We start from the raw sequence: 24,519 nt of genomic DNA, 5'->3' as shown, positions 1-24,519 counted from the left end.
CAGTGTCCGTGTTTCCGGGGACGTGTGCCTGGTACTGGTGTGCATAGGCTGGGTCGTCCCTGGTTGTGCCGGTCTCGCGGGACGACCGTGGTGGACATGGACAACGTGACCTTCCCCAGCAACGGACTCGAGATCGCCGGCCACCTCTACCGGCCGGAAGGCGCTCCGCTCGGAGCGATCGTCGTCGGGCATCCCGGCACCGGCGTCAAGGAGCAGACGGCGGGACTGTACGCACAGCAGCTCGCTGAACAGGGCTTTCTGGCGTTGGCGTTCGACGCCGCCTACCAGGGCGAGAGCGAGGGAGAGCCGCGCGGCCTGGAGGACCCGTTCCAACGGGTCGAGGACATCCGTGCGGCCGCGAAGTTCCTCAGCGAGGAGGACGAACGCGTGGGCGTGCTCGGCATCTGCGCGTCCGGCGGCTACGGGGTGGCGGCCGCCGGCACCGATCACCGGATCAAGGCGATCGCCACCGTCAGCCTGGCCGACATCGCCCGCCAGTTCCGGTTCGGCGCCGACGGCACCCAGGATCCCGCCGTGCTGCAGGGAATGCTGGACCAGGTGCGGGAGGGCAGCTTCACGCTCTTCCCCGAGACCGGCGAGCAGGCCCGCGCCGGCGGCCCGCACTCGTACGAGGGCTGGGAGTACTACTGCACGCCACGCGGTGAGCACCCGCGCTCGGCGAAGACGGTGACGTGGAGCAGCGTCGGCCGGATCGCCGCGTTCGACGCGTTCCGCGCCGTCGACCTGATCGCGCCGCGGCCGTTGCTGCTGGTGGCCGGGCGCGAGGCGATCACGTCGTGGATGAGCGTGGAGGCCTACCAGAAGGCGGGCGGCCCCAAGGAGTTCCACTGGGTCGACGGCGCGACGCACGTCGACCTGTACGACAGGTACGTGCCCCAGGTCGTCGAGCGGGTGAGCGAGTTCTTCGCGAAGAACCTCTAGATCCGGGCGGCGACCGACCGGGCTCGATCCAGTTCGCGCCGGTGGCGGCCGGGGTTGTGCGCGGCGAGTTCCTCGTACATCGCAAGGGATTCGCTGATCGCAGCCTCGGCCTCCGCGTGTTCGGAACGCAGGACGCGGATCAGCGCGTGGTCGCAGAGCGCGTCGGCCAGCAGGTCGCTGTACTCGTACGGGTCGCCGGCGTGCTGTTCCCGATAGTGGGCTACCGACCACAGTGACGCCTCCAGCGCGACGCCGAGCTCGCCCGCCTGCGCCGAGGCCAGTGCGAAGGTGTTGCGCGCCATGGCTTTGCCATCGGCCATCTGGTACAGCTCGATGCCCTTCGCGGCGGCCTCCGCGGCTTCGGCGTACGAGCGGCGCGTGATCAGGAGGCTCGCCCGGTTGTTCCACGCACGCGCGAGCGTCTGGCGGCCGAGCTCGCGGTCCTCGTGCTTGGTCGCGAGGGAGATCGCCTCGTCGCTGGCGGTCAGCGACTCGTCGAGTCTGCCGGCGTCGTGCAGCCTGCTGCCCAGACTGACGAGCGCGACCGAGAGCCGCAGCTCCGCCCTCATCACCATGGCGTGGCGTTCGGTGGCCGCGAGCATCTCGCGGTAGCGGTCGGCCGACTCCTGCGCGGCCTCCAGCGCCTCGGCGAACAAACCCAGGTCGAGCAGGCGGTTGGCGTGGTTGTGGAGTCCTCCGGCGAGGTCGTCGAGCGACTGCCAGTCGCCCTCGTCCTCCGCGTGCTCCCGCAGAACGGCCACGGCCTCGTCGGCGGACACGCGTGCCTCCTCGAACCGGCCCAGGCGCACCTGCAGGAGGCCGAGCTCCTCGAAAGCGTTGTGGCCGTTGATGTTCCGTCCCGGACCGCGGTGCCGCCAGAACGCCGCGCTGAGCGAGGTCAACTCCGCCGCCTGCTCGTAGTCGCCGATCGTCGCGAGGCGGTGCGCGTACTCCAGCCATGCGTGCGCGAGGTCGTAGCCCGGCAGCCGGTGCGGTACCAGCTCCTGGCCGTCCAGCTCGGCGACGGCCGCGCGGGCGTTCTCGGCGGCTTCGGCGTGCCTGCCGAGTCTGCCGAGGAGGTTGGTGACCCAGTACCTGGCCGTGTTGGCGATCCCCGTACTGCTGTGGCCCGGCACGGCCAGGCGCAGCGCCAGTGGCAGTTCCTCCTGCGTGACCTCCAACGCCTCCTCGTACCGTTCCTGCCGCATGAGGTTGTCGCGCATCAACGTCAGGACGCGCCGCAGCTTCTCGGCGTCACCGGCCTCCCGGCGGAACTCCAGCACCTCGTGGTGCGTGCGCAACGCGAAGTCGTCCCAGCCGCACTCCTCGAACCACTCCGCCAGCTCCACCAGGGCTTCCGTCAACGCGTCCGGACCGGGCCAGTCCTCGCGAGGCTTGCTCCGCAACTCCTCGACGACAGGCCAGACGTACCCCAGCATCTTCAAGGGATCCGGATGGCCGCTTCTGGCAGGGCGGTGCCACGTCTCGCCGCGGCTCACAGGGTTGATCACGCGCGAGTGGATATCACGTCCCGGTGGTCGATCAGCAGCCTCGCCCGCGCCACCGGATCGCACTGCGCCAGGTACAGGCGCTGCCCCTCGACGTAACGGCGGTTGCGGGGGTCGTCCGGATCGGCCGGGCTGCCGTCGCGCACGGCCATCCGCGCCACCGACACCGCGAAGCCGACGTCCAGGAACACCGAGAAGTCCCAGTGCCGCACGAGCTCGTCGCGGTGCAGGAAGATGCCGTCCACCAGCAGAAGCGCGGACTGCGGCGCGACCTCGGCCGGCGCGTCCACGTACTCGTCGGTCTCCAGGTCGTGGCTCGCCCGCCGGAACGGTTGCCCGGCCGCGAACGGCGTGAGCAGGAGACCGGTGAAGCGCTCGTAGTCGTAGCTGTCCAGGAAGAAGCCCTCCGGCGACGACCGTCCGCGCTGCCAGCGAATCGCGCGCGGGTGGTGGAAGTCGTCCACGGACGCGCGCACCACCTCGCGCCCCCTGCAACGCAGCACCTGAGCCAGGTCGTCGCAGAACGTCGTCTTGCCCGCGCCATCGACCCCGTCGACCCCGACCAGGCCTCGGGCAGGCAGCAGATCGGCGACTTCGCCGAGCATCTCCGCACGCGTCATGGCACCGACGTTCTCACACATCGTGACCGCCACAGGCCCTATCGGATGAGACCCAGGTCTCCCCGGCCTCAAGAACGCGTAAAGGCGGGGCCCGACCCCGTAAGGACGCTGTCAGGCACCCCCTGATCAGGCATTTCGTGATGCACGCTTCCGGGCGTCATCAAGAATCCTTGTCGTTGAAGGGAGCGGCGTCATGGCCGACCTGGCCTACGCGTTGCTGCTGATCGGGAGTTTCGTCGTGCTGGGCCTGACGGTGCGTGGACTGGAGAAGTTGTGAGCACGGGACTCGTCGCGAACGCCGTCGCCGGTGTGATCGCGCTCGCGCTGATCGTCTACCTGTTCATCGCACTCGTCAGGCCGGAGAAGTTCTGATGTCACCTCTCGTGGCCGGCCTCCTGCAGGTCGGCATCCTCGTCGCGGCCCTCGCGGTCGTGTACCGGCCCCTCGGCGACTACATGGCCCGCGTGTTCACCGCGAAGAGCCACTCAAGAGTCGAGAAGGCCATTTACCGGTTCGCGCGGATCAACCCGGACGCCGAACAGAAGTGGAGCACCTACGCGTACGGCGTGCTGGGCTTCTCGTTCGTCGGCATCGTGTTCCTGTACGTGATCCAGCGGATCCAGTCCGTGCTGCCGTTGAACTTCGACCGCGGCAACGTGCCGGAGGGCATGGCGTTCAACACGGCGATCAGCTTCGTGGCCAACACGAACTGGCAGTCGTACGTGCCGGAAGCCGTCATGGGCCACACGGTCCAGATGATCGGCCTGACCGTGCAGAACTTCGTGTCCGCGGCGGTCGGCCTGGCCGTCGCCATCGCCCTGGTCCGCGGTTTCGTCCGGCACCAGACGGATCGGCTCGGCAACTTCTGGGTCGACCTCGTCCGGGGCACCGTCCGGATCCTGCTGCCGATCGCGTTCATCGGCGCCATCGTGCTGATCGCGTTCGGCGTCACGATGAGTCTCAAGTCCGGTGTGGACGTTGATGGCCAAACTGTGGCGAACGCGCCCGTTGCGAGCCAGGAGGTCATCAAGGAGCTCGGCACCAATGGCGGCGGGGTCCTCAACGCGAACTCGGCGCACCCGTTCGAGAACCCGAACGAGTGGACGAACCTGATCGAGATCTTCCTGATCCTGGCCATCCCGGTCGCGCTGACCCGCACGTTCGGTCAGCTGGTGGGCAACAAGAAGCAGGGCTACGTCCTGCTCGGCGTCATGGGCGTCATCTGGACGGCCATGCTCGGGATCATCTGGGCCGCCGAGGCGAACGGCCTTCGGCCCCTGGAGGGCAAGGAACTCCGGTTCGGCATCCCCGGCAGCGCGATCTTCGCCGACGCCACCACCGGCACGTCGACCGGCGCGATCAACTCGCTGCACGACAGCTACACCGGGCTGGGTGGCGGTGCGACGTTGCTGAACATGTTGTTCGGCGAGATGACGCCGGGTGGTGTCGGCACGGGGCTGTACAGCATTCTGGTGATGGCGATCATCGCGATGTTCCTGGCGGGCCTGATGGTCGGCCGCACGCCGGAGTACCTGGGCAAGAAGCTGGGGCGCAAGGAGGTCACGGCGGCCGCGGTGTCGATTCTCGCGATGCCGACTGTGTTGCTGATCGGAGCCGGGATCGCCGCGATCCTGCCGAGTACACAGGGCGCGTTGAACAACCCGGGGGAGCACGGGCTGTCGGAGATCCTCTACGCCTACGCGTCGGCGTCGAACAACAACGGGTCGGCCTTCGCGGGCATCACGGTGACGAACGACTGGTTCCAGTCCTCACTCGGCCTGTGCATGCTGTTCGGCCGGTTCATCCCGATCATCGCGGTGCTGGCCCTCGCCGGATCGTTGGCAGCACAGAAGAAGGTGCCGGTGACGGCGGGCACGCTGCCCACCACCGGGCCGCTCTTCGCGACGCTGCTCACCGGCGCGATCGTCCTGGTCGCCGCGCTGACGTTCGTTCCCGCTCTCGCCCTCGGTCCCATCGCGGAGGCACTGCTGTGACCACCACCCTTCAGAAACCGGCTGTGGCACAGGAGAAGACACCTGCCAAGCCCAGCATCGCCGCGGCGATCCCGGAGGCGTTGCGCAAGCTCCACCCGCGTCACCAGCTGCGCAGCCCCGTCATGTTCGTGGTCTGGGTGGGGTCGCTGCTGGTCACCGTGTTCGCGGCGACCGACCCGAGCGTGTTCACCGTCGCGGTGGCGCTGTGGCTGTGGTTCACCGTGCTGTTCGCGAACCTCGCCGAGGCCGTCGCGGAAGGGCGCGGCAAGGCGCAGGCCGACTCGTTGCGCAGGACCAAGAAGGACGCCGTCGCCCGCATGCTCAACGGCGACGTCGTGGCCGGTACCGAGCTCAAGATCGGCGACCTGGTGGTCGTGGAGGCCGGTGAGGTCATCCCCGGCGACGGTGACGTCGTCGAAGGCATCGCCACCGTCGACGAGTCGGCGATCACCGGCGAGTCCGCGCCCGTCATCCGCGAGTCCGGTGGCGACCGGTGCGCGGTCACGGGCGGTACAACCGTGCTGTCGGACCGGATCGTCGTCAGGATCACGACGAAGCCCGGCGAGTCCTTCGTGGACCGCATGATCGCGTTGGTCGAAGGCGCGGAACGGCAGAAGACGCCGAACGAGATCGCGCTGACGATCCTGCTGTCCACGCTGACGATCATCTTCGTGCTCGCGGTGGTGGCGCTGCAGCCGTTCGCGATCTACTCCGGTGGCGAGCAGTCGGTGGTCGTGCTGACGGCGTTGCTGGTCTGCCTGATCCCCACGACGATCGGCGCGCTCCTCAGTGCGATCGGCATCGCGGGCATGGACCGGCTGGTGCAGCGCAACGTCCTCGCGACCTCGGGCAAGGCGGTCGAGGCGGCGGGCGACATCGACACGTTGCTGCTCGACAAGACCGGCACGATCACCTGGGGCAACCGGCGCGCGACCGAGTTCATCCCGGTCGGCCCGACCTCCCACGAGATGCTCGTGGCGGCCGCGCGACTGGCGAGCCTGGCCGACGACACCCCCGAAGGCCGCAGCATCCTCGAACTCGCGGGCGGGCAACCCGCCAGTGAGCACGAGAAGACCGGCGAGTTCGTGCCGTTCACCGCGCAGACCCGCATGTCCGGCATCGACCTCGGTGACCGCAGCATCCGCAAGGGCGCCGCGTCCGCGTTCGAGCTGACCGACACCGCCCGCGAGATCGTCGACGAGATCAGCGGCCAGGGCGGCACTCCGCTCGTCGTCGCGGAGAACGGCCAGGTCCTCGGCGTCATCAGGCTGTCCGACGTCGTGAAGCCCGGCATGAAGGAACGCTTCGCCGAGCTGCGCGCGATGGGCATCCGGACGGTCATGGTCACCGGCGACAACCCGTTGACCGCCAAGGCCATCGCCTCGGAAGCCGGTGTGGACGACTTCCTCGCCGAGGCCAAGCCCGAGGACAAGATGGCCCTGATCCGCAAGGAGCAGGAGGGCGGACGCCTGGTCGCGATGACCGGTGACGGCACGAACGACGCGCCCGCGCTGGCCCAGGCCGACGTCGGTGTCGCCATGAACACCGGCACGTCGGCCGCGAAGGAGGCCGGCAACATGGTCGACCTCGACTCGGACCCGACCAAGCTCATCGAGATCGTGGAGATCGGCAAGCAGTTGCTGATCACCCGCGGTGCGCTGACGACGTTCTCCGTGGCGAACGACCTGGCGAAGTACTTCGCGATCCTGCCCGCGATGTTCGCGGCGATCTACCCGGCGCTGGACAAGCTGAACATCATGCACCTGGCCACGCCGCAGTCCGCGATCCTGTCGGCGGTGATCTTCAACGCGCTGATCATCGTGGCGCTGATCCCGTTGGCACTGAAGGGCGTGCGCTACCGGCCGTCCAGCGCGTCGGCGCTGCTGCGGCGCAACCTGCTGATCTACGGCCTGGGCGGCGTCGTGACGCCGTTCGCCGGGATCTGGCTGATCGACCTGCTCGTGCGACTCATCCCCGGGATCGGCTGAACCATGGACAACTTTCTGAAGCAGTCTTGGGCGGGTCTGCGGATCCTGCTCGCACTCACAGTGCTCCTGGGGGTGCTCTACCCGCTGTCGGTGTGGGGTGTGTCGCGGCTCCCCGGCCTGCACGCCAACGCCGAGGCCACGGACACGACGTTGGTCGCCGTTGCCCGCGAGGGTGACCAGTACTTCGTCCCGAGGCCGTCGGCCGCGACGCTGCCCGCGTCCGGTGGGTCGAACAAGGGCGAGCTGAACGAGGACTACACGAAAGTCATCGCGGAGCGCCGCACTGAGATCGCGCAACGCGAAGGCGTGCCCGAGAGCCAGGTCCCGCAGGACGCCGTGACGGCGTCGGCTTCCGGCCTCGACCCGCACATCAGCCCGGAGTACGCGGCGTTGCAGGTGCCCCGCGTGGCGCGCGCGTCCGGGCTGCCGGTGGAGAAGGTCCGCGAGCTGGTCGCTGCCAACACTCACGGCACCTTCACCACCACCGTCAACGTGACTGCGCTGAACCGTGCCATCGACAGCGCCAGTTGACGGTCGCCGGGGTGAGCTGAGGATCTACCTCGGCGCCGCTCCCGGCGTCGGCAAGACCTTCGCCATGCTCGGCGAGGCCCACCGGCGCCGGGAGCGCGGCACGGAGGTGGTCGTCGGACTCGTGGAGACCCACGGCCGTGACAAGACCGCCTCCCTGCTCAAGGACCTGGAGGTGCTGCCGCGCAAGGTGATCCGGCACCGCGACCTCGAAGTCGAGGAGATGGACGTCGACGCGATCCTGGCGCGCGGGCCCGAGGTCGCGGTGATCGACGAGCTCGCGCACACCAACGCGCCGGGCTCGCGCAACGAGAAGCGGTGGCAGGACGTCGAGGAACTGCTCGAAGCGGGCATCGACGTCCTGTCCACTGTCAACGTCCAGCACCTGGAGTCGCTGAACGACGTCGTGGAGCGGATCACCGGTGTGCGGCAACGGGAAACGGTGCCGGACGAGGTGGTCCGCCGCGCCGAGCAGGTCGAGCTGATCGACCTCACGCCTGAGGCGTTGCGCAGGCGTCTGGCGCACGGCAACGTCTATCCGGCGCACCGGATCGACGCGGCGCTGGGCAACTACTTCCGGCTCGGCAACCTGACGGCGTTGCGCGAACTGGCGTTGCTGTGGGTGGCGGACCAGGTCGACGTCGCGTTGCAGCGCTATCGCAGCGAGAAGGAGATCACCGACACCTGGGAGACCAGGGAACGGGTCGTCGCCGCGATCACCGGCGGGCCGGAGAGCGAGACGCTGATCCGCCGGGCACGCAGGATCGCGGTGCGGGCGGGCGCGGAACTCCTCGTGGTGCACGTGATGCGCGGCGACGGGCTGTCCGGCGTGACGCCCGAGCACGTCGCCAGGTCCCGCAAGATCACCGAGGACGTCGGCGCCACCTTCCACTCGGTGGTCGGCGACGACGTGCCGACGGCGTTGCTGGAGTTCGCCCGCGGCGTCAACGCCACTCAGCTCGTGCTGGGGACTTCGCGCCGGTCACGGGTCGCGCGGGCGTTCGACGAGGGCATCGGCGCTGCCGTGGTGCAGGAGTCCGGCGCGATCGACGTGCACATGGTCACTCACGACGAGTCGCGGCGCGGTCTGCGTTGGAAGGTGCAGACCGACCCGTTGTCGTTGAAACGGCGTCTGATCGGCTGGGGACTGTCGCTCGTGCTGCCGGCCGCCGTCACCGGGCTGGGCATGCTGTGGCGCGACGAGCTGGACTTCTCGACCGACCTGGTGGCGTTCCTGCTGGTCACGTGCGTGGTGGCGATCGCGGGCGGGCTGGGGCCGGCGTTGTTCTGCGCGGTCCTCGGTGCCGGGCTGCTGAACTTCTTCTTCACCGAGCCCTACTACAGCCTGGCCGTGCGGTCGCCGGAGAACGTGATCACTCTGGCCGCCATGGTGATCGTCGCGACGGTCGTGGCGCTGACCGTCGACCGGGCGGCGCGGCTGGGAGAGCAGGGCGCGCGGGCCCGGACCGAGGCCGCGTTGCTGGCCTCCTACTCCCGCACCGTGCTCACGTCGCCCTATCCGCTGGCGCGGCTGCTGGAGAAGATCCGGGTGAACTTCGGCCTGGAGTCGGTGGCACTGCTCGAACGCCGTGGCGGCGGTTGGGAACGCGTCGCGTGCGTGGGACCGCGGCCGTGCGACGAACCGGATGACGCCGACGCGGATGTGATGGTGACGTCCGACATCCACCTCGCACTCCGCGGCCGGATGTTGCCCGCGAGCGACCAGCGCGTGCTGGAGGCGGCCGCCGGGCAGGCGTTGATGGCGTTGCGGCAGCAGCGAATGGCCGACGAGACACGCGACGCGCACCGCAAGGTCGAGACGTCGGAATTGCGCACGGCACTGCTGTCGGCGGTGGGCCACGACCTCCGCACACCGCTGACGTCGATCAAAGCCGCCATCGGCAGCCTGCGCGACACCTCGCTGCCACTGTCCGAACAGGACGTCACCGAGTTGATGGCGACCGTGGAGGAGTCCGCGGACCGGCTGACCGGCCTGGTGGACAACCTGCTGGACTCGTCACGGCTCGCGACCGGTTCGGTCGAGCCGGTGCTGCGGCCCGTCAGCTACTACGAGGCGGTGGCGCGGGCGTTGGCCGGTGTCGACGAACGGAACACGATCTCCGTCGTGGTGGACGAGCACCTGCCGCCGGTGCTCGCGGACCTCGGGCTGCTGGAACGAGTGGTCGCGAACGTCGTGGACAACGCGCTGCGGCACGGCGGATCCGAGGTGGCCGTCCGGGCCAGCGCGCACGGGTCCTCCGTCGAGCTCCGGATCGTCGACCACGGCCCCGGACTGCCGAAGAAGGCGGGACACAAGGTGTTCGCGCCGTTCCAACGTCTCGGCGACCGGTCCGCCACACCGGGCGTCGGTCTCGGCCTGAGCGTCGCGAAGGGCTTCACCGAGGCCATGGGCGGCGAGATCAGCGCCGAGGACACCCCGGGCGGCGGCCTGACCGTGGTCATTTCCCTGCCCGCCCACGAGGAGGCTTCCGGATGACGTCAGTGCTGGTAGTGGACGACGAACCGCAGATCGTGCGGGCGTTGAGGATCAACCTCAGCGCGCGGGGATACGACGTGATGACGGCCTACGACGGCAAATCCGCGCTCGGCGTGGCCGTCGAGGGCAAGCCGGACGTGGTCGTGCTCGACCTCGGCCTGCCCGACATCGACGGCGTGGACGTGATCGCCGGCCTGCGCGGCTGGTCCACGATCCCGATCATCGTGCTGTCCGCGCGCACCGACTCGTCGGCCAAGGTCGAGGCCCTGGACGCGGGCGCCGACGACTACGTCACCAAGCCGTTCGGGATGGACGAGCTGCTGGCCCGGTTGCGCGCGGCCGTGCGCCGCAACCTCGCGCGGGAGGCGGGCGATCCGGTGGTCGAGACGTCGTCGTTCGTCGTGGACCTGGCGGTGAAGAAGGTCCGCCGCGACGGCCGTGAAGTGCATCTGACGCCGACCGAGTGGGGCCTGGTCGAGATCCTGGCCCGCAACCCGGGCCGGCTGGTGTCGCAGAAACAGCTGCTGCAGGAGGTGTGGGGACCGATGCACGTCAACGAGTCCCAGTACCTGCGCGTCTACTTCGCCCAGTTGCGGCGCAAGCTGGAGGACGACCCGGCCCACCCGCGGCACCTGATCACCGAGCCCGGAATGGGATACCGCTTCGAGGTTGACGGGCGGGCGTGAGAGCGCTTCCATGGAACTCCGCTGCCGTGCGATCGTGACAGAGAGGTCATCATCGTGGCTCGAAAACTCACGCGCGCCCTGCTGGGACTGATCCTCGTCCTCCCGCTCTCCGGCATCGCGCAGGCAGCGGTTCCACCCACCCCGACAGGCTGGTCTCTTGCCTGGTCGGACGACTTCACCGGCGCGAACAACACCGCGCCCAACGGCACCAACTGGATCGTCGACACCGGGCACGGCTACCCCGGCGGCCCCGGCAACTGGGGCACCGGCGAGATCCAGCGCTACACCAACGACCGCGCCAACCTGGCCCTCGACGGCGGCGGCAACCTGCGCATCACCCCGTTGCGCGCTTCCAACGGCGAGTGGACTTCGGCGCGCATCGAGACTCGTCGCGCGAACTTCAAGGCACCGGCGGGCGGCATCCTGCGCATCGAGGGCCGCATCCAGATGCCGAACGTGACCGGTGCGGCCGCGTTGGGCTACTGGCCGGCGTTCTGGGCGCTGGGCTCGCCGTACCGCGGCAACTACTGGAACTGGCCGAGCATCGGTGAGTTCGACGTCATGGAGAACGTCAACGGCATCAACAGCGTCTGGGGCGTGCTGCACTGCGGCGTCAACCCCGGCGGTCCGTGCAACGAGACGAACGGCCTCGGCGCGTCCCGCGCCTGCCCCGGCAGCACCTGCCAGTCCGCGTTCCACACCTACCGCTTCGAGTGGGACCGCTCGGTCAGCCCGAACCAGCTGCGCTGGTACGTCGACGGCCAGCAGTTCCACATCGTGCGGCAGAACCAGATGGACGCCACGTCGTGGAACAACATGACCTCGCACCAGGGGTACTTCATCCTGCTGAACGTGGCGGTGGGTGGCGCGTTCCCGAACGGCGTGGCGGGACGGGCGACGCCGACCGCGCAGACCACGCCGGGCAGGCCGATGCTGGTCGACTACGTGGCGGTGTGGACCCGACCGTAGAACCTGTGGCCAGCCCTACTGCTCCACCTCCCCGAAGTCGCTAGCTTGGACGGCAGGGGACTTCGGGGGGAAGGTGGAGCCGTGGGGGATCTGGCGCGCCGGGACGTGCTGTCCTGGCTGGGGAAAGGCGCACTCGGAGCGGTCGCGCTGGGCGCCGTGGGGCAACCCGCGACGGCGGCGACCGGCGTGACCGTGCTGCGCGGAGCGACGCTCATCGACGGCACGGGCCGCGCGCCCGTCCGCGACGCGACCATCGTGCTGGCCGGCGACCGGATCCTGGCCGCCGGCCGCCACCGTGACGTCCCGCGCGGCGTGCGGGTGATCGACGTGGCCGGGAAGTACGTGATCCCCGGCCTGTGGGACATGCACACCCACGCGACGTTCCTGGAGAACACCGTCGCACCGCTGCACGTCGTCCAAGGCGTCACGGGCATCCGCGAGATGTGGGGCCAGCCCGAAACGCACGACACGCGCCGCCGCATCGAGTCCGGCGAGATCCTCGGACCCCGCATGGTGATCGCCAGCGCGATCGTCGACGGCCCCGGCTCCATCTGGCCCGGCGCGGACGTCGTCCGCAGCCCGCAGGAGGCCCGCGCCGCCGTGCGCAGGGCCAAGGACGGGGGAGCGGACTTCGTCAAGGTCTACTCGTTCCTGTCCCCGGAGTGCTACGCCGCCATCGCCGCGGAAGCCCGCAGGCTCAGAATCCCGTTCGCCGGCCATGTTCCCGCCCGCGTGCCGGTACAGGACGCCCTGGACCAGCACACCCACGAACACATGTACAACCTGTTCACGTCCACTTCGGACAACGCCGACGCCCTCTACGCCGAGCTTCGCGCCAGGCCCGACGACCCGGCCGACCCGAACTGGTGGGGCCGCCACGGAGGCCGGATCGAACGGGCCGCCGTAGCCACCCACTCGCCGGCCCGCGCCCGCAGGCTGTTCACGGCCATGGTCGAGCAGGGCATCTGGCAGTCGCCGACGCTCTTCGTCGAACGGAACATGTCCCGCTCACCCGAGACCATCGCGAACGACCCGGTGGCCCTCGAACGGATGCGCTACGTCCCGGTGGCGTTGCGCGCACAATGGCAGACGATCATGTCCGGCCGTCCGGCGCGCACGCCCGAGCAGGTGGCGGAACTGCTGAAGTTCGGCGACGCCCGCCTGCGTTTGCTGCGAGAGATGCACGAAGCAGGAGTCGGTGTCGTCGCGGGCACGGACGCGGGGTTCGCCTACGTCTTCCCGGGCTTCTCCCTGCACGACGAGCTCGCGCTCCTGGTGCGGGCAGGACTCACACCGGGCCAGGCACTCCGGTCGGCCACCAGCGAGGCCGCGCGCTGCCTCGGCCTGGAGAACGAGACGGGCACGGTCACGCCCGGCAAGCAGGCGGACCTGGTCGTGCTGGACGCGGACCCGTTGCGGGACATCACGAACGTCAGCCGCGTGCACGCCGTCGTCAGCCGGGGTCGTTACCTCGGCCCGGCTGACCGCGCACGAATTCTCCAGGAGATCGAGACCGCCGCACAGGAACCGGTCGAGGTGCCGGCGACGACGGGGTGCTGCGTGCACTGATGTGGTCCCCGCCACCGTGATCGTCAGGATCGCGTCAAGGTGGCGGCCACCCGTGTCAGGGTCCCGTCCGGGATCTGGGCACGGACCGCCGCCAGGCGTGTGCTGGACGCATGACACTCGCCGAGTTGTTGCCCAGCATCGGATGCGCCACCGAACCGGTGCTGGAAGACGGTCTCTGGCCGGACGGCACGCATCTCGCCGGCCAGGACCTGGTCATCGGTGGACTCCCGGCCACGCAGCTCGCGGCCCGGTTCGGCACCCCGTGCCAGGTCCTGGACGAACGGACGGTCCGCGCCAGGGCACAGGCCTTCCGCACCGCCCTGCCGCGGGCGGAGGTCGTGTTCGCGGGCAAGTCGTTGCCCTGCCCCGAGGTCTACCGGTGGATGGCGCAGGAAGGCCTGTCCCTCGACGTGTCCTCGGCAGGAGAACTCGCGCTGGCCAAGGCGGCGGGCTTCCCGGCGCGGCGGATCGTCATGCACGGCAACGTGAAGACCGCCGAGGACCTGAAAGCCGCGCTGGAGCACGGGGTCTCGCGGATCGTCGTCGACTCGCTCGACGAGATCGCCCAGCTGGGTGCGTTGGCGACGCACGGCCAGGAGGTCATGATCCGGGTGACGCCCGGTGTCGACGCTCACACGCACGCCAAGATCGCGACCGGCGTCGAGGACCAGAAGTTCGGCTTCTCGCTGGCGTCCGGCGCTGCCCTGGAAGCGATCCTGCGGGTCGTCGAGCAGCCGTCGCTGAAGCTGGTGGGCCTGCACTGCCACATCGGTTCGCAGGTCAGGCACGTCGCCAGTTACGAGGAGGCCGTGCGACGGATGGTCGGCCTGATCGCGTCCTGTAGCACCAGGATCGAGCAGCTCGACCTCGGGGGCGGCTTCTGCGCCCCGTACCTGCTGGGTGATGCGGACTTCGACCTCGCGGGGTTCGCGCACCGGATCACCGGCGCCCTCAACTACGAGTGCGCGCTTCACCGCGTGCCGCCACCACGCGTGCTCATCGAGCCCGGACGGTCGATCGTCGCGAACGCCGGCGTGACCCTGTACCGGGTGTGCGCGGTCAAGGCCTCGGCGCGGACGTTCGTGGCCGTCGACGGCGGCATGAGCGACAACCCGCGCCCTGCCCTGTACGGCGCCAAGTACGCGGTCCGCCTGGTCGGTCGCGGCGGCAAACCCAAGCCGGTGACGGTCGTCGGCAGGCACTGCGAGGCCGGCGACGTGCTGGCCGAGGACGTGCCGCTTCCGGAGGACGTGCACGCGGGCGACCTGCTCGCCGTCCCCGTTACCGGTGCCTACCACCACGCGCTGGCCTCGAACTACAACCAGGTGTGCCGTCCACCGATCATCGCCGTCAAGGACGGCGTCGCGCGGCCGATCGTGCGCAGGGAGACCGAGGAGGACCTCCTGCGCCGCTACCTTTGATCAAACCGCCGCCGAGTCGAACGTCTGTTCCCTAGAGTGGCGCGATGCACTCGTACGCCTACGTCGCCGACTCCCGGCTGGACGAGACGCGACGCGCCCTGGGACTGCAGACCTCCGGCGGCAGGGCGCCGAACCCGCGTTTCTTCACCGGTTTCCTCGGCGACTCGCAGCAGGCCGCCACGGCGTTGCTCGCCATCGCCAAGATCGCGGGAACCCGCTACTTCCAGCCCACCACCGAACGCCTCCGCGACCCGGTCGTCACCTGCGACGGCGACCGGCTGCGCTTCGAGTCGTTCTCGGGCTGCTGCGGTGTCTACGCGCGCCTGGATGTGCTGGGCGACGCCCTCGACGGCGAGGTCCACGACCGCGGCACCACGAACGTCGACGTCAACGAGCCGCTGCGCCGCGCCCTCGCCCGCGTGACGAAGGGCGACCCGCTGCACCTCACGGTCGGCCCCGACCAGGTCGAGGTCGGCACGCTCGACGGCGCGGTCGTGGAGAAGAAGGTCCCGCTGCCGCCGCGCTGGCTGCGCGGCTTCGCCGAGACCCAGGTCCTCACCTCGAAGTTCGACCTGAAGGCCGAACTCGCCCCGATGGACGCGCAGCGGTTCCTCAAGACCCTTCCCAAGGGACGCGCGGCGGTGTGGGCGGTGCCGTCGGGGAAGTCGTTGCGGCTCAGTGGAACGGCCTCGGCCAACGCCGTGTGCCTGGCAGGCCCGAACCGCCTGGAAACCCTGATCCCGTTGCTGCGCTTCGCGAAGGCCGTCCGGCTCTACGGCCCGCCCGCTGACGGCAAGCCGGTCGCTAGCGGCTGGGAGGTCGACCTCGGTTCGCAACGCCTGACCCTGGTCCTCTCACCCGAGGTGACCCGCGGCCTGTCCGGTGAGGGCGCCGTTCTCGACGGTCTCGCCGCAGGAGACGCCGACACCGACGCCGAACTGGTCGGCGCCCTCCTCGACTTCGAGCCCCGCGTGGACATCGCGGACCTCGCCGACCGCTCCGGACTCACCCCCGCCAGGGTCAAGGACGCGCTGGCGCAGCTCGGCACGTCCGGACGGGTGGGCTACGACCTGGCCGAAGCGTCGTACTTCCACCGCGAACTCCCGTACGGCGGCGTCGACATCCAGGCCATGAACCCCAGGCTGCGCAACGCGAAGGCGCTCGTCGAGCAGAACGCGGTCAGCTGGGACGGCGACACCGCCCTGGTCGGCGACTACCGCGTCAACGGCGAGGCGTGCACCTGCCAGTGGTGGGCCGAGTACCGCGGCGGCCGCGGCAAGTGCAAGCACGTGCTGGCCGCGGACATGGTCAGGGGCAAGGCGTGAGCTTCGACCGAATCCGGGCCTTGATCGAGTCGAGTCGGACCTACGCGCTCGGCGAGATGCTGAAGAGCCTCACGCCCGAGGAGCGCAAGGAGTACGCGAAGGACCTGGTCGCGTACGAGAAGGAACACCGGGCCGGTGACCAGCGCTGGAGTGACAACGAGACGCTCGCGGTCGCGGGTGCCGGACTGCTGCCGAACGCCTCCAAGCTCGCGCCGTGGCTGGTGCGCTACCGGATCTGGTTCCACCACAGCAGAGGCCAGAACGACGGCATCGGCGTGCTGATCGACGTGCTGCGGCACCGCGACCTCGCCTGGGCGCCGGACCTCGCCGCGAGGATCGCCGCCAGGATGCCGGCGCGTGGTCGTCGGCACGACCTCCTGGCAGTGGTGGTGGAGTTCTGCGGCGACACCCCGCCGGACTCGGACGGGTTCCTCGTGAATCTCATGGCCCTCGGCGGGCACACGGTGTGGCGACCGGCGTTCGACGTGCTGATTCCGAAGATGCTGGCGGTCGCCGGCGCCGGGGTGATCATCGCGGACACCCGGCAGTTTCGGCTGTTCCTGCGCGACCGGGCGGAACGGCAGGTGCTGCTCGACGGGTGCCTCGCCCGGCTCCAGCAGGGCGGCGGAGCGGCCAGGGAGATGGACGGTTTCCTGGCCCTGCACGAGGTTCTCCAGGTCACGTTGGACGAGATCGCGACCCACGCGCGGGACTACGTCGCCATGCTGCCGGACTCGCGGTCGACGGTCGCAGGACTCGCTCAGGACCAGCTCAAGCGGCTGGACGAAGCGGAAAGGCTCGACTTCGGCCTGCTGTGCGACGCGAGCCGGTGGGTGTTCGGCCGCACCGAGAAGAAGCTCGTCCGCGCTCAGCTGGCCTGGCTCGGCAAGCACGCCAAAGCGAACCCGGACGACGTGGTGCTGGTCGTCGCGGAGCTGTTCGCGCACGAGTCGGACGACCTGCGCGGCCAGGCCGTCAAGCTGATCGTGAAGCACCTCGGCAACGCCGCTGACACGACGCAGGCCGAGATCCGGGCCCTGGCCGAGCAGCTGCCAGGCGATCTGGCGGCAAAGCTCGGCGGCACCACGTCCCAGGAACAAGCCCTGGAACTGGCCGCGTTCGAGCCCAGGCCGTTCCCGAGCCCGATCGCCACCCTCGACGAACTCACCGGAGAGCTGCTCAGCGCGTTCGGCCGCAACTCGAGCTACGTCGAACCGTCCACAGCGGAACGGATCATCGAGGCAGTGGTCCGGTTCGCCTGGCAGGACAGGGAAGCGCTCGCCCAGGCGATCAGGCCGTTCTCCGAGAACAGCCCGTGGTTCGACGACTTCCAGCACACCCCGCGTTCCGAGCTCATCGGAGCGGTCCTCGACGCGCGCGACAAGCTGCGCCCGCTGAAGCACGAGGTGAGCACCGAACTGGACTTCGCTCGCAACCGGAAGCCCGAGCCAGGCATCGGGGCGGTCGGGGACGAACTCGCGAAGCGGCTGCACGAGATCGCGAAAGGCCTCGTGCACCTGCCGAAGCCGGCCCTGGTCTCCACGCCCACCGAGATGTCCGGGCTGATCGATCCGGCCACGCTCGCCGGCCGCCTGGCCAGGGCCGAGGCCGAGGGCTGGGAACCGTGGCAGCGCGACCTGAGACAGGCCGTCCAGCGCCTGCCGCGCGACACGGACGCCGCCCTGTTCGCGTCGCTGACCAGCAAGGCGGCTGCCAAGGTGCGCGACTGGCTCGCGAGCAGGGCCGACCCCGAAATCGCCATCGTGGAACGCACTTATCGCTACCCCTGGCGGTACTCGCAGGACGTCACCGACACCGGCCTGTACGCGACCGTCACTCCCGGCCTGGAGGAACCGGAACAGCTCCTGCGCCAGTACGACGAGTGGGGTCCCATGATCGAGTGGTGGCCGTCCGTGCTGCCCACTCAGCGGGAAGCCGTTGCCGCCCACCTCGTTCCACACCTACGCGCGCGGACGGCGTCGAAGGGCGGTGACGGCCCGATCCTGCCGATGCTCGCCGAAGCCCATGGCCCGGCAGGCCCTGCCGTGCACCTCGCCCTCTCCTACGGACTCGGCGCCGAACTGATCGTCAACCGCGCCCACGCCGTCGACGCGATCCTGATCCTCGCCGCACGCGACCAGCTCGACGGCAGGACGTTCGGGGGCCTACTGGGACAACTGCTCGAACGCGGTGACCTCGCGCTGAACCGGGTCGCACCCGGCTTGCGCGACGCGGCCCGTTCCGGTGCGGCACGGCAGATCTGGGCCGCGCTCACCACCGCCCTCCCGAGGCTCTGGACCCACAACCGGGTCGCGGACGTGATCGAGCTCGCGGTCGAACTGGCCCAGCAGCTCCAGCCAGGCGGCACCGTCGACGGACTCGCCGAGGTCGCCGCCCGCAAGGGTTCGAGCAAGACGGTCGTGCAGGCGAAGCGCCTGATGAGTGCTCTCGGAGGGAAGTCGTGAGCTTCGAACGGATCCAGGCGCTGATCGAGACGGGCCAGTTGCTCGCGCTGGGCGAGGTGCTCAAGAGCCTCAGCCCGGACGAACGCAAGGAACGCGCCGCCGAACTCGTCGCGTACGAGAAGGAGCGCCGCGCGTCCGGCCGGAACTGGGACCATCACCCGGCGATGCACATCGCGGGCATCGGGTTGCTGCCCAACGCGTCCACGCTCACGCCGTGGCTGGTGCGCTACCAGATCTGGTGGCACCGCATCAGCCAGGAGAACGGCACACTCGAGGCCCTGGACGTGCTGCGGCACCGCGACCCCGCATGGCTGCCCGACCTGGTCGCACGGATCGCCACCAGGATGCCGACCCGCGAACCCGGCCGCCACGACCTGCTGCGGATCGTGCTGGAGTTCTGCGGAGAGGACCCGCCGGACTCCGACGGCTTCCTGTTGGCGTTCATGGACTTCGGCGGCCACACGCGCTGGCGTCCGGCCTTCGACGCGCTGATCCCGCGCATGCTGGAAGTCGTCGGAGCCGGGGCGATCTTCGCCGACACCTGGCAGTGGCCCCAGTTCCTGCACGAGCGGGCAGATCGACGGGTGCTCCTCGACGGCTGCCTCGCCCGGCTCCAGCAGGGCGGTGCGGCCAAGGAGATGGAGGGTTTCCTCGCGCTGCACAAGATTCTCGACGTGACGCTGGACGAGACCGCCGAGCACGCACGGGACTACGTCGCGATGCTGCCCGACTCGCGGTCGGTGGTGGCCAGCCTCGCCCAGGACCGGCTGAAGGCGCTGGACGAGGCCGGAAAGCTCGACTTCGACCTGCTCGCCGACGCGAGCCGATGGGTGTTCGGCCGCACCGAGAAGAAACTCATCCACGCCCAGCTCACCTGGTTGGGCAAGCACGCGAAGTCCACTCCGGACGAAGTCGTGCTGACCGTCGCGGAGCTGTTCGCGCACGAGTCGGACGACCTGCGTGGTCAGGCGGTCAAGCTGGTCGCCAAGCACCAGGCGAAGATCAGCGACGCCACGAGAACCGAACTGCTGGCGCTGGCCGGGCAACTGCCGTCCGACCTGGCCGCCCAGCTCGGCGTCGAGACCGTCGCGGAGCAGGCCGCCGAGCTGGCGGCGTTCGTGCCGCGGCCGTGGCCGGACCCGATCGCCACGCTCGACGAACTGACCGGCGAGGTGCGCGCGTTGTTCGGCCGCAACACGGCCTACGTCGACCCGGTGACCGTAGAACGGATCGTCGAAGCCGTGGTCAGGTTCGCCTGGCAGGACAGGGAAGCCGTCGCGACCGCGTTCGGGCCGATCTACGACAAGTACCCGTGGATCCAGAACCGCCTCAACCTGCAGGCCTATGTCGACAGCCCTTCTCCCGACTGCCGCTCGATGTTCTTCTCGATCATCGCCGCCGTGCCCGCGCCCGCGGAGCCGCTCGGCCAGATGAACCGGCTGACCCCGGCGCTGAAGGTCGCCGAGCCGGGCACGCCCAGCCAGTACCTCGCCAAGAGGCTGCGCGAGATCGCCAGGGGACTGGTCAGGTCACCGCGCCCGTTCCTGGTGTCCACTCCCACCGAGATGTCCGGCCTGCTCGACCCGGGAGCGCTTCTCGAACGGCTCGCGAAAGCCGAGGCGGAGGAGTGGGAACCGTGGCCCCAGGACCTGAAGCAGGCCTGTCGCCGGCTGCCGCGCGGCACCGGGCCCGAGGACTTCGCGTCGCTGCGCGGCACCGCGGGAACGCTGCTGCGCGAGTGGCTCACCGGCGTCCCCGATCCGGTCGTCGAACTGGTGGAACGCACCCGTTCGACGCCCAACGGCTATCTCGCCCCGCCGCGGGTGGAGAAGCGGCTGTTGGTGACGCTGGCGCCTGTCCTGCCCGAACCGGAGCGGTACTGGTACGGGTACAGCGACTGGGAGGCCATGCTCCCGTGCTGGCCCGCGGTTCTGCCCGCGCAGCGCGAGGTCGTCGCCGCACACCTGGTGCCGCACCTCGCGTGCCGTTGCGAATCGAAGGGCGACGACGGCGCGTTGCTCCCGGCACTCGCCGAGACGCAGGGCCCGATCGGCGTCGCCACGAACCTGGCGCTCGCGTACGGACTCGGCGCCGAGGCGACGGTCGGCCGTGCCCACGCCGTCGACGCACTGCTGATCCTCGCCGCCCGCGACCAGCTCGACGGCAAGGCGCTGGGCGAGATCGTCGGCCTGCTGCTGGAACGCGGCGACCTCGCGCTGAACCGCGTGGTCCCGTGCCTGCGTGACACCGCACGTTCGGGCGCCGCGGCCCAGATCTGGGACCTGCTGACGACCGCGCTGCCGAAGGCCTGGTCGCACAACAGGGTCGCGGACCTGGTCGAGCTCGCGGTCGAGCTGGCCCAGCAACTCAAGCCGGGCGGCGGCGTCGACGGCCTCGCGGAGGTGGCGGCCCGCAAGGGGGCCAGCAAGACGGTCGTGCAGGCGCGCAGGTTGGTGAGCGCACTAGGCTGACCTCCATGGACCTGGGCACAGTCGTCGCCGAACGGCAGATCGAGGGCAAGGCACCGGACGGATCATCGTTCGAGGTGGTGATCCGGTTCGGTGCCCCGCGCCCGGACCCGTTGAGCGGCAACGGCGACTGGGAGTGTCCACACCAGATCGGCGACGACGAGATCGCTGCCGCGTACGGCGTCGACTCGTTGCAAGCCCTGTTGCTCAGCGTCTACGCCGTGCGGATCAAGCTGGCCGAGTCGGGCGCCACCCTGGACTGGCTGGGCATGCCCGAGCTCGGCCTGACGGTTGCGCCGCCGCTCAGCTAGCGAACACGGGGTAGTGGTCGGAGAGGTCGTTGAAGGTGTACTTGCGCCCCCACGACCAGATCGACCACTCAGGACTCTTCACCCGCCGGGTCTCGTTGCGCAGCAAAGGTCCCTGGATCGTCAGCACGTAGTCGAGGTGCTCCGACGCGTACTCCGGCCCGTACTGGTCGCGGCAGACGCTGTTGTCCGCGCAGTCCCACGAGAACGGATGCCCCACCACCTCAGGCGTCCGCGCACCCAGATCGGCGACCATCTGCGGGAACTCGGCGCTGGCCTTGATCACGTTCATGTCGCCCGCCACGTACACTGGCTCGGCCGCGGGGATGTTCCGCGCGGCCAGGAACGCCTTGATCTCGGCCCGCTGCTTCGCCCGGTAGCCGCCCGGCGCGCTGGTGCAGGTCGAGTCCTCGGCCTGCATGTGCGTTCCGATGACGTGCAGCGGTCCGGACGGCGCCTCGATCCGCACGTACGCGAACCCCTTGTTGGAGAACCAGTCCGCGCCGCAGCCGTCCCGGTAGACGTGCTGGACGCGCGTGGTGATCGGCCACCGGCTCAGCACCGCGACACCGCCGTCCTCCGGCGTCGAGTCGCTGTACCTGCCGGTCGTCGCATCCCACCCGGCCTTGCTGCGGCCCAGTACCGGCGTCTGGTGCGGGTAGGTGTCGCGCAGGTTCGCGAGCAGCCGGTCCGAAGCGGCGTTGTCGAAGGCCTCGTTGAGCACGACGACGTCCTGGCCGTTCAGCACGCCGGTGCTGTCGATCAGGTCGGCGCGGGCGACCTGTCCCCAGTTCGGGTAGAGGTTCCGCGACAGCATGAACACGTTGTAGGTGGCGATCTTCGGGGCGGCGGGGGCCGCGACCACCGGGGTGGCGACCGAGATCGTCAGCGCGACGGCGGCGGCGAGCGTGATCAGGCGCATGAAGCCCGATGGTGTCGGACGTGAAAGTCTTTCACAACTGCTGGGAGTGACCCGAAGGTGTCGTATCGATTAAGAGCTCTCAACTGAGCAGACCAGAAGCCGTCCCCCCGGCGGCGGCAGCCGCCGGGGGGACGGGGGGTGCCGTCAGAGCCGCTGCCAGAGGGCAGGGGTGTTCGGCGGCTCCCATCCGGGGACGGACGTGTGTGGCTGGATGATGCGGTAGGACGCGCCGCCGTAGGTGACCTCGGCGCCGTCGGCGTAGCTGGTGTACGGGGCCCACGAGCCGCCACCGCCGGGAGGCGTGGTCGTGGTCGTGCTGGTCGGTGGGGTGGTCGTGGTCGGGCCGGCGGAGGTCATCAGGCGCAGGTTGTAGGCCTGCAGGATCTCGGTCACCGGCTGGAAGTAGATGGTGCCGCCGCTCTGGCAGTTGCCGGACCCGCCGGAGGTGACGCCCTGGGCCTGGTCGCCGGTCAGCCACGAGCCGCCGGAGTCGCCGGGCTCGGCGCAGGCGTTGGTGCGGGTCAGGCCGGTGATGGTGCCCTCGGGGTAGGTGACGGAGGCGTTCTTCTGCTGGATGGTGCCGCAGCGCCAGCCGGTGGTGGAGCCGGAGCGGCAGACCGAAGAGCCGACCGGAGCCTCCTGGGAACCCGCGACCGGGACGGTGCCCGGGTAGCGGTTGACCAGGGCACGCGGGGTGTTGCCCGCGTCGGTGCGGACCCAGGCGTAGTCGTTGCCGGGGAAGCTGCTGCCCTGGATGGTGCCGCCGGGGTTGGACGTGCGGCCGCCCGCGGCTCCGCAGTGGCCCGCGGTGACGAAGCCGCCCTCGACGGCGAAGCCGATGGAGCAGCGGCCGCCGCCGGGGAGGCCGTAGGCGTTGCCGCCGACGACGTCGATCAGCGGCTTCGGGTTCTCGGTGCTGGTCTCGAAGGCGACCATGTCGCCGCGCAGGCCTGACTCGGCCGTCCACGCCTTGGCCTGCGCCTCGCCGCCGGCGTGGGTGAGCACGACGATCTTGTTGGCGCGCACGTCGACGTACCAGCCGGGGACGGCGTCGGGTGCGGTGGTGGCCTTGGCGTCCAGCTTGATCTTCGCGCTGTCCAGAGCGGACGCACTGTGCTTCGCCGTGGTGGCGACGGCGCCGCGCGAACGCACCGCGCTCGCCAGCGCCGGGTCGGTGACCGCGACGGTGAGGGTGTGGCCGGTGCTGTCCAGCCAGGACCCGGCGTACGCCGGGCCGAGGCGAGACTTCAGCGCGGCGTCGGTCTGGCCCGCGACCTTCTCGGCGTCGAGGCGCTCACGCGCCTGCTCCGAGGAGATGCCGAGGTCTCGGGCCATCGCGACCAGCAGGGCAGGGTCAGCCGTGTCGGCCGCGGTGGCGCTGGTCGTCAGCGCCACCGCGATGGTCAGCCCGGCCGCTGTGACCGCCGCTGTGGCGGCGGCGATGAGCTTGCGGTTCATGTCCGCTCCTTGCACGCAGGGTGATTGCGCGCAAACCGTAAGCGGGGATCACACCCAAGTGGTACATACCAATTGGCCATAAGGTGGAGCGACACGACCCCGTGCTCAACGCAGCCGGTCGAGGTCCGCCCCGGACTTGTCGACCAGCGCCCGCATGGCCTCGTAGGCGGCCTCGGGGTCACGGGCCGAGATCGCGTCCAGCACAGCACGGTGCGACGGCACGGGATCGTCGTCCACGCTCCCGTGCACGAGCTTGTCCCGCTCCGCCAACCCGATCGCGATGATCCGCTCGACCTGGGTGAGGAACGCGTTGTGGGTGGCCGCCATCAGGAGCCGGTGGAACTCGAGGTCCGCCCGGACGGTCGCGGCGAGGTCGCGCGCGGACGCCATCCGGTCCACGGCTCCACCCAGGGCCTCGATGTCGGCGGCCGAGGCGCGTTCGGCGGCCAGGCGGGCGGCGGCGGGTTCGACGATCACGCGCATCTCGGTGAGTTCGTCGAACAGGCTGTGGTCGGTGTTGCTGGCCTGGGTCTGCCAGCGCATCACGTCGGTGTCGAGCAGGTTCCACGACGAGCGCGGCTGCACGAACGTGCCGCGCTTCTGCCTCGCGTCGATCATGCCCTTGGCGGACAGCACCTTCAGTGCCTCGCGCAGCGCGGTCAGCGACACGTCGAGTTCCTCGCGCAGTGCCGGGAGGTCGAGGGTGTCGCCCTCGCCGATCTCGCCGGCCAGGATCCGGCCCGCCAGCGCCTCGACGGTCTGGCCGTGCACGCCACGAAGCCGCTTCTCGCTCATGAGGTCAGAGCATACGGCACATCATAAATTATGAATTATTCTTGACTTGATCATGA

Annotated in this window: 19 protein-coding genes; 14 read left to right on the top strand and 5 right to left on the bottom strand. The window is 69.8% G+C overall.

Translation table 11 applies throughout. The annotated features are described in order from the left end of the window. Positions 1–96 precede the first annotated feature (96 nt). On the top strand, positions 97–942 hold the full coding sequence (locus tag SK854_RS37015) for an alpha/beta hydrolase (RefSeq protein WP_319979801.1): 846 nt from the start codon (positions 97–99) through the stop codon (positions 940–942). Here SK854_RS37015 and SK854_RS37010 read toward each other — a convergent pair. Both SK854_RS37010 and SK854_RS37005 read right to left on the bottom strand, forming a co-directional pair. Then, the gene (locus tag SK854_RS37010) at positions 939–2,453 is read right to left on the bottom strand and encodes a hypothetical protein (protein ID WP_319979800.1); all 1,515 of its coding nucleotides are present in this window, start codon (positions 2,451–2,453) and stop codon (positions 939–941) included. The two genes, SK854_RS37015 and SK854_RS37010, sit on opposite strands and share 4 nt — an antisense overlap. Beyond that, positions 2,450–3,070, bottom strand: a complete 621-nt coding sequence (locus SK854_RS37005; protein ID WP_319979799.1) for a nucleoside/nucleotide kinase family protein — start codon at positions 3,068–3,070, stop codon at positions 2,450–2,452. The genes SK854_RS37010 and SK854_RS37005 overlap by 4 nt, the downstream gene beginning before the upstream one ends. Positions 3,071–3,343: 273 nt before the next feature. Between SK854_RS37005 and kdpF the strand changes: the two genes are divergently transcribed. From kdpF to SK854_RS36940, 13 genes are all read left to right on the top strand, one after another. Continuing rightward, the gene (gene kdpF, locus SK854_RS37000) at positions 3,344–3,442 is read left to right on the top strand and encodes a K(+)-transporting ATPase subunit F (RefSeq protein ID WP_319979798.1); all 99 of its coding nucleotides are present in this window, start codon (positions 3,344–3,346) and stop codon (positions 3,440–3,442) included. Continuing rightward, the gene (gene kdpA / locus SK854_RS36995) at positions 3,442–5,064 is read left to right on the top strand and encodes a potassium-transporting ATPase subunit KdpA (RefSeq protein WP_319979797.1); all 1,623 of its coding nucleotides are present in this window, start codon (positions 3,442–3,444) and stop codon (positions 5,062–5,064) included. The genes kdpF and kdpA overlap by 1 nt, the downstream gene beginning before the upstream one ends. Before the next feature lie 23 nt (positions 5,065–5,087). Then, positions 5,088–7,052 carry a potassium-transporting ATPase subunit KdpB gene (gene kdpB, locus SK854_RS36990; RefSeq protein ID WP_319980052.1) on the top strand — a complete coding sequence of 655 codons (1,965 nt, stop codon included), beginning with the start codon at positions 5,088–5,090 and terminating at the stop codon, positions 7,050–7,052. 3 nt (positions 7,053–7,055) lie between these two features. Beyond that, positions 7,056–7,583: a potassium-transporting ATPase subunit C gene (locus SK854_RS36985; RefSeq protein ID WP_319979796.1), complete on the top strand. Its 528-nt coding sequence runs from the start codon at positions 7,056–7,058 to the stop codon at positions 7,581–7,583. Continuing rightward, positions 7,561–10,077 carry a sensor histidine kinase KdpD gene (locus tag SK854_RS36980; protein ID WP_319979795.1) on the top strand — a complete coding sequence of 839 codons (2,517 nt, stop codon included), beginning with the start codon at positions 7,561–7,563 and terminating at the stop codon, positions 10,075–10,077. Before SK854_RS36985 ends, SK854_RS36980 begins: the two co-directional genes overlap by 23 nt. Next, positions 10,074–10,763 carry a response regulator gene (locus SK854_RS36975; protein WP_319979794.1) on the top strand — a complete coding sequence of 230 codons (690 nt, stop codon included), beginning with the start codon at positions 10,074–10,076 and terminating at the stop codon, positions 10,761–10,763. Before SK854_RS36980 ends, SK854_RS36975 begins: the two co-directional genes overlap by 4 nt. 54 nt (positions 10,764–10,817) lie before the next feature. Further along, entirely contained in the window at positions 10,818–11,732 is a 915-nt protein-coding gene (locus SK854_RS36970) for a glycoside hydrolase family 16 protein (RefSeq protein ID WP_319979793.1), read from the top strand. 81 nt (positions 11,733–11,813) lie between these two features. Continuing rightward, positions 11,814–13,301 carry an amidohydrolase family protein gene (locus tag SK854_RS36965; RefSeq protein ID WP_319979792.1) on the top strand — a complete coding sequence of 496 codons (1,488 nt, stop codon included), beginning with the start codon at positions 11,814–11,816 and terminating at the stop codon, positions 13,299–13,301. Positions 13,302–13,411: 110 nt separating this feature from the next. Beyond that, a complete protein-coding gene (gene lysA / locus SK854_RS36960) occupies positions 13,412–14,722 on the top strand; it encodes a diaminopimelate decarboxylase (RefSeq protein ID WP_319979791.1) in 1,311 nt (436 codons plus the stop codon). Positions 14,723–14,766: 44 nt separating this feature from the next. After that, on the top strand, positions 14,767–16,047 hold the full coding sequence (locus SK854_RS36955; RefSeq protein WP_319979790.1) for an SWIM zinc finger family protein: 1,281 nt from the start codon (positions 14,767–14,769) through the stop codon (positions 16,045–16,047). Next, entirely contained in the window at positions 16,044–18,512 is a 2,469-nt protein-coding gene (locus SK854_RS36950; RefSeq protein ID WP_319979789.1) for a DUF6493 family protein, read from the top strand. The genes SK854_RS36955 and SK854_RS36950 overlap by 4 nt, the downstream gene beginning before the upstream one ends. Then, positions 18,509–20,983 carry a DUF6493 family protein gene (locus tag SK854_RS36945; RefSeq protein WP_319979788.1) on the top strand — a complete coding sequence of 825 codons (2,475 nt, stop codon included), beginning with the start codon at positions 18,509–18,511 and terminating at the stop codon, positions 20,981–20,983. Before SK854_RS36950 ends, SK854_RS36945 begins: the two co-directional genes overlap by 4 nt. Before the next feature lie 5 nt (positions 20,984–20,988). Continuing rightward, on the top strand, positions 20,989–21,291 hold the full coding sequence (locus tag SK854_RS36940) for a DUF6968 family protein (protein WP_319979787.1): 303 nt from the start codon (positions 20,989–20,991) through the stop codon (positions 21,289–21,291). Here the strand turns inward: SK854_RS36940 and sph are convergent. The 3 genes from sph to SK854_RS36925 all read right to left on the bottom strand — a co-directional run bounded on the left by sph (position 21,284) and on the right by SK854_RS36925 (position 24,463). Next, positions 21,284–22,210: a sphingomyelin phosphodiesterase gene (gene sph, locus SK854_RS36935; protein ID WP_319979786.1), complete on the bottom strand. Its 927-nt coding sequence runs from the start codon at positions 22,208–22,210 to the stop codon at positions 21,284–21,286. The genes SK854_RS36940 and sph overlap by 8 nt on opposite strands. Positions 22,211–22,354: 144 nt before the next feature. Further along, positions 22,355–23,668, bottom strand: coding sequence for an alpha-lytic protease prodomain-containing protein (locus SK854_RS36930; protein ID WP_319979785.1), 1,314 nt, complete (start codon positions 23,666–23,668; stop codon positions 22,355–22,357). Between the two features lie 105 nt (positions 23,669–23,773). Next, positions 23,774–24,463: a FadR/GntR family transcriptional regulator gene (locus SK854_RS36925; RefSeq protein ID WP_319979784.1), complete on the bottom strand. Its 690-nt coding sequence runs from the start codon at positions 24,461–24,463 to the stop codon at positions 23,774–23,776. Positions 24,464–24,519: the final 56 nt, after the last annotated feature.

The organism is Lentzea sokolovensis (assembly GCF_033949975.1).
GTDB lineage: Bacteria > Actinomycetota > Actinomycetes > Mycobacteriales > Pseudonocardiaceae > Lentzea > Lentzea sokolovensis.
This window is presented reverse-complemented; position numbering and strand designations above follow the sequence as displayed.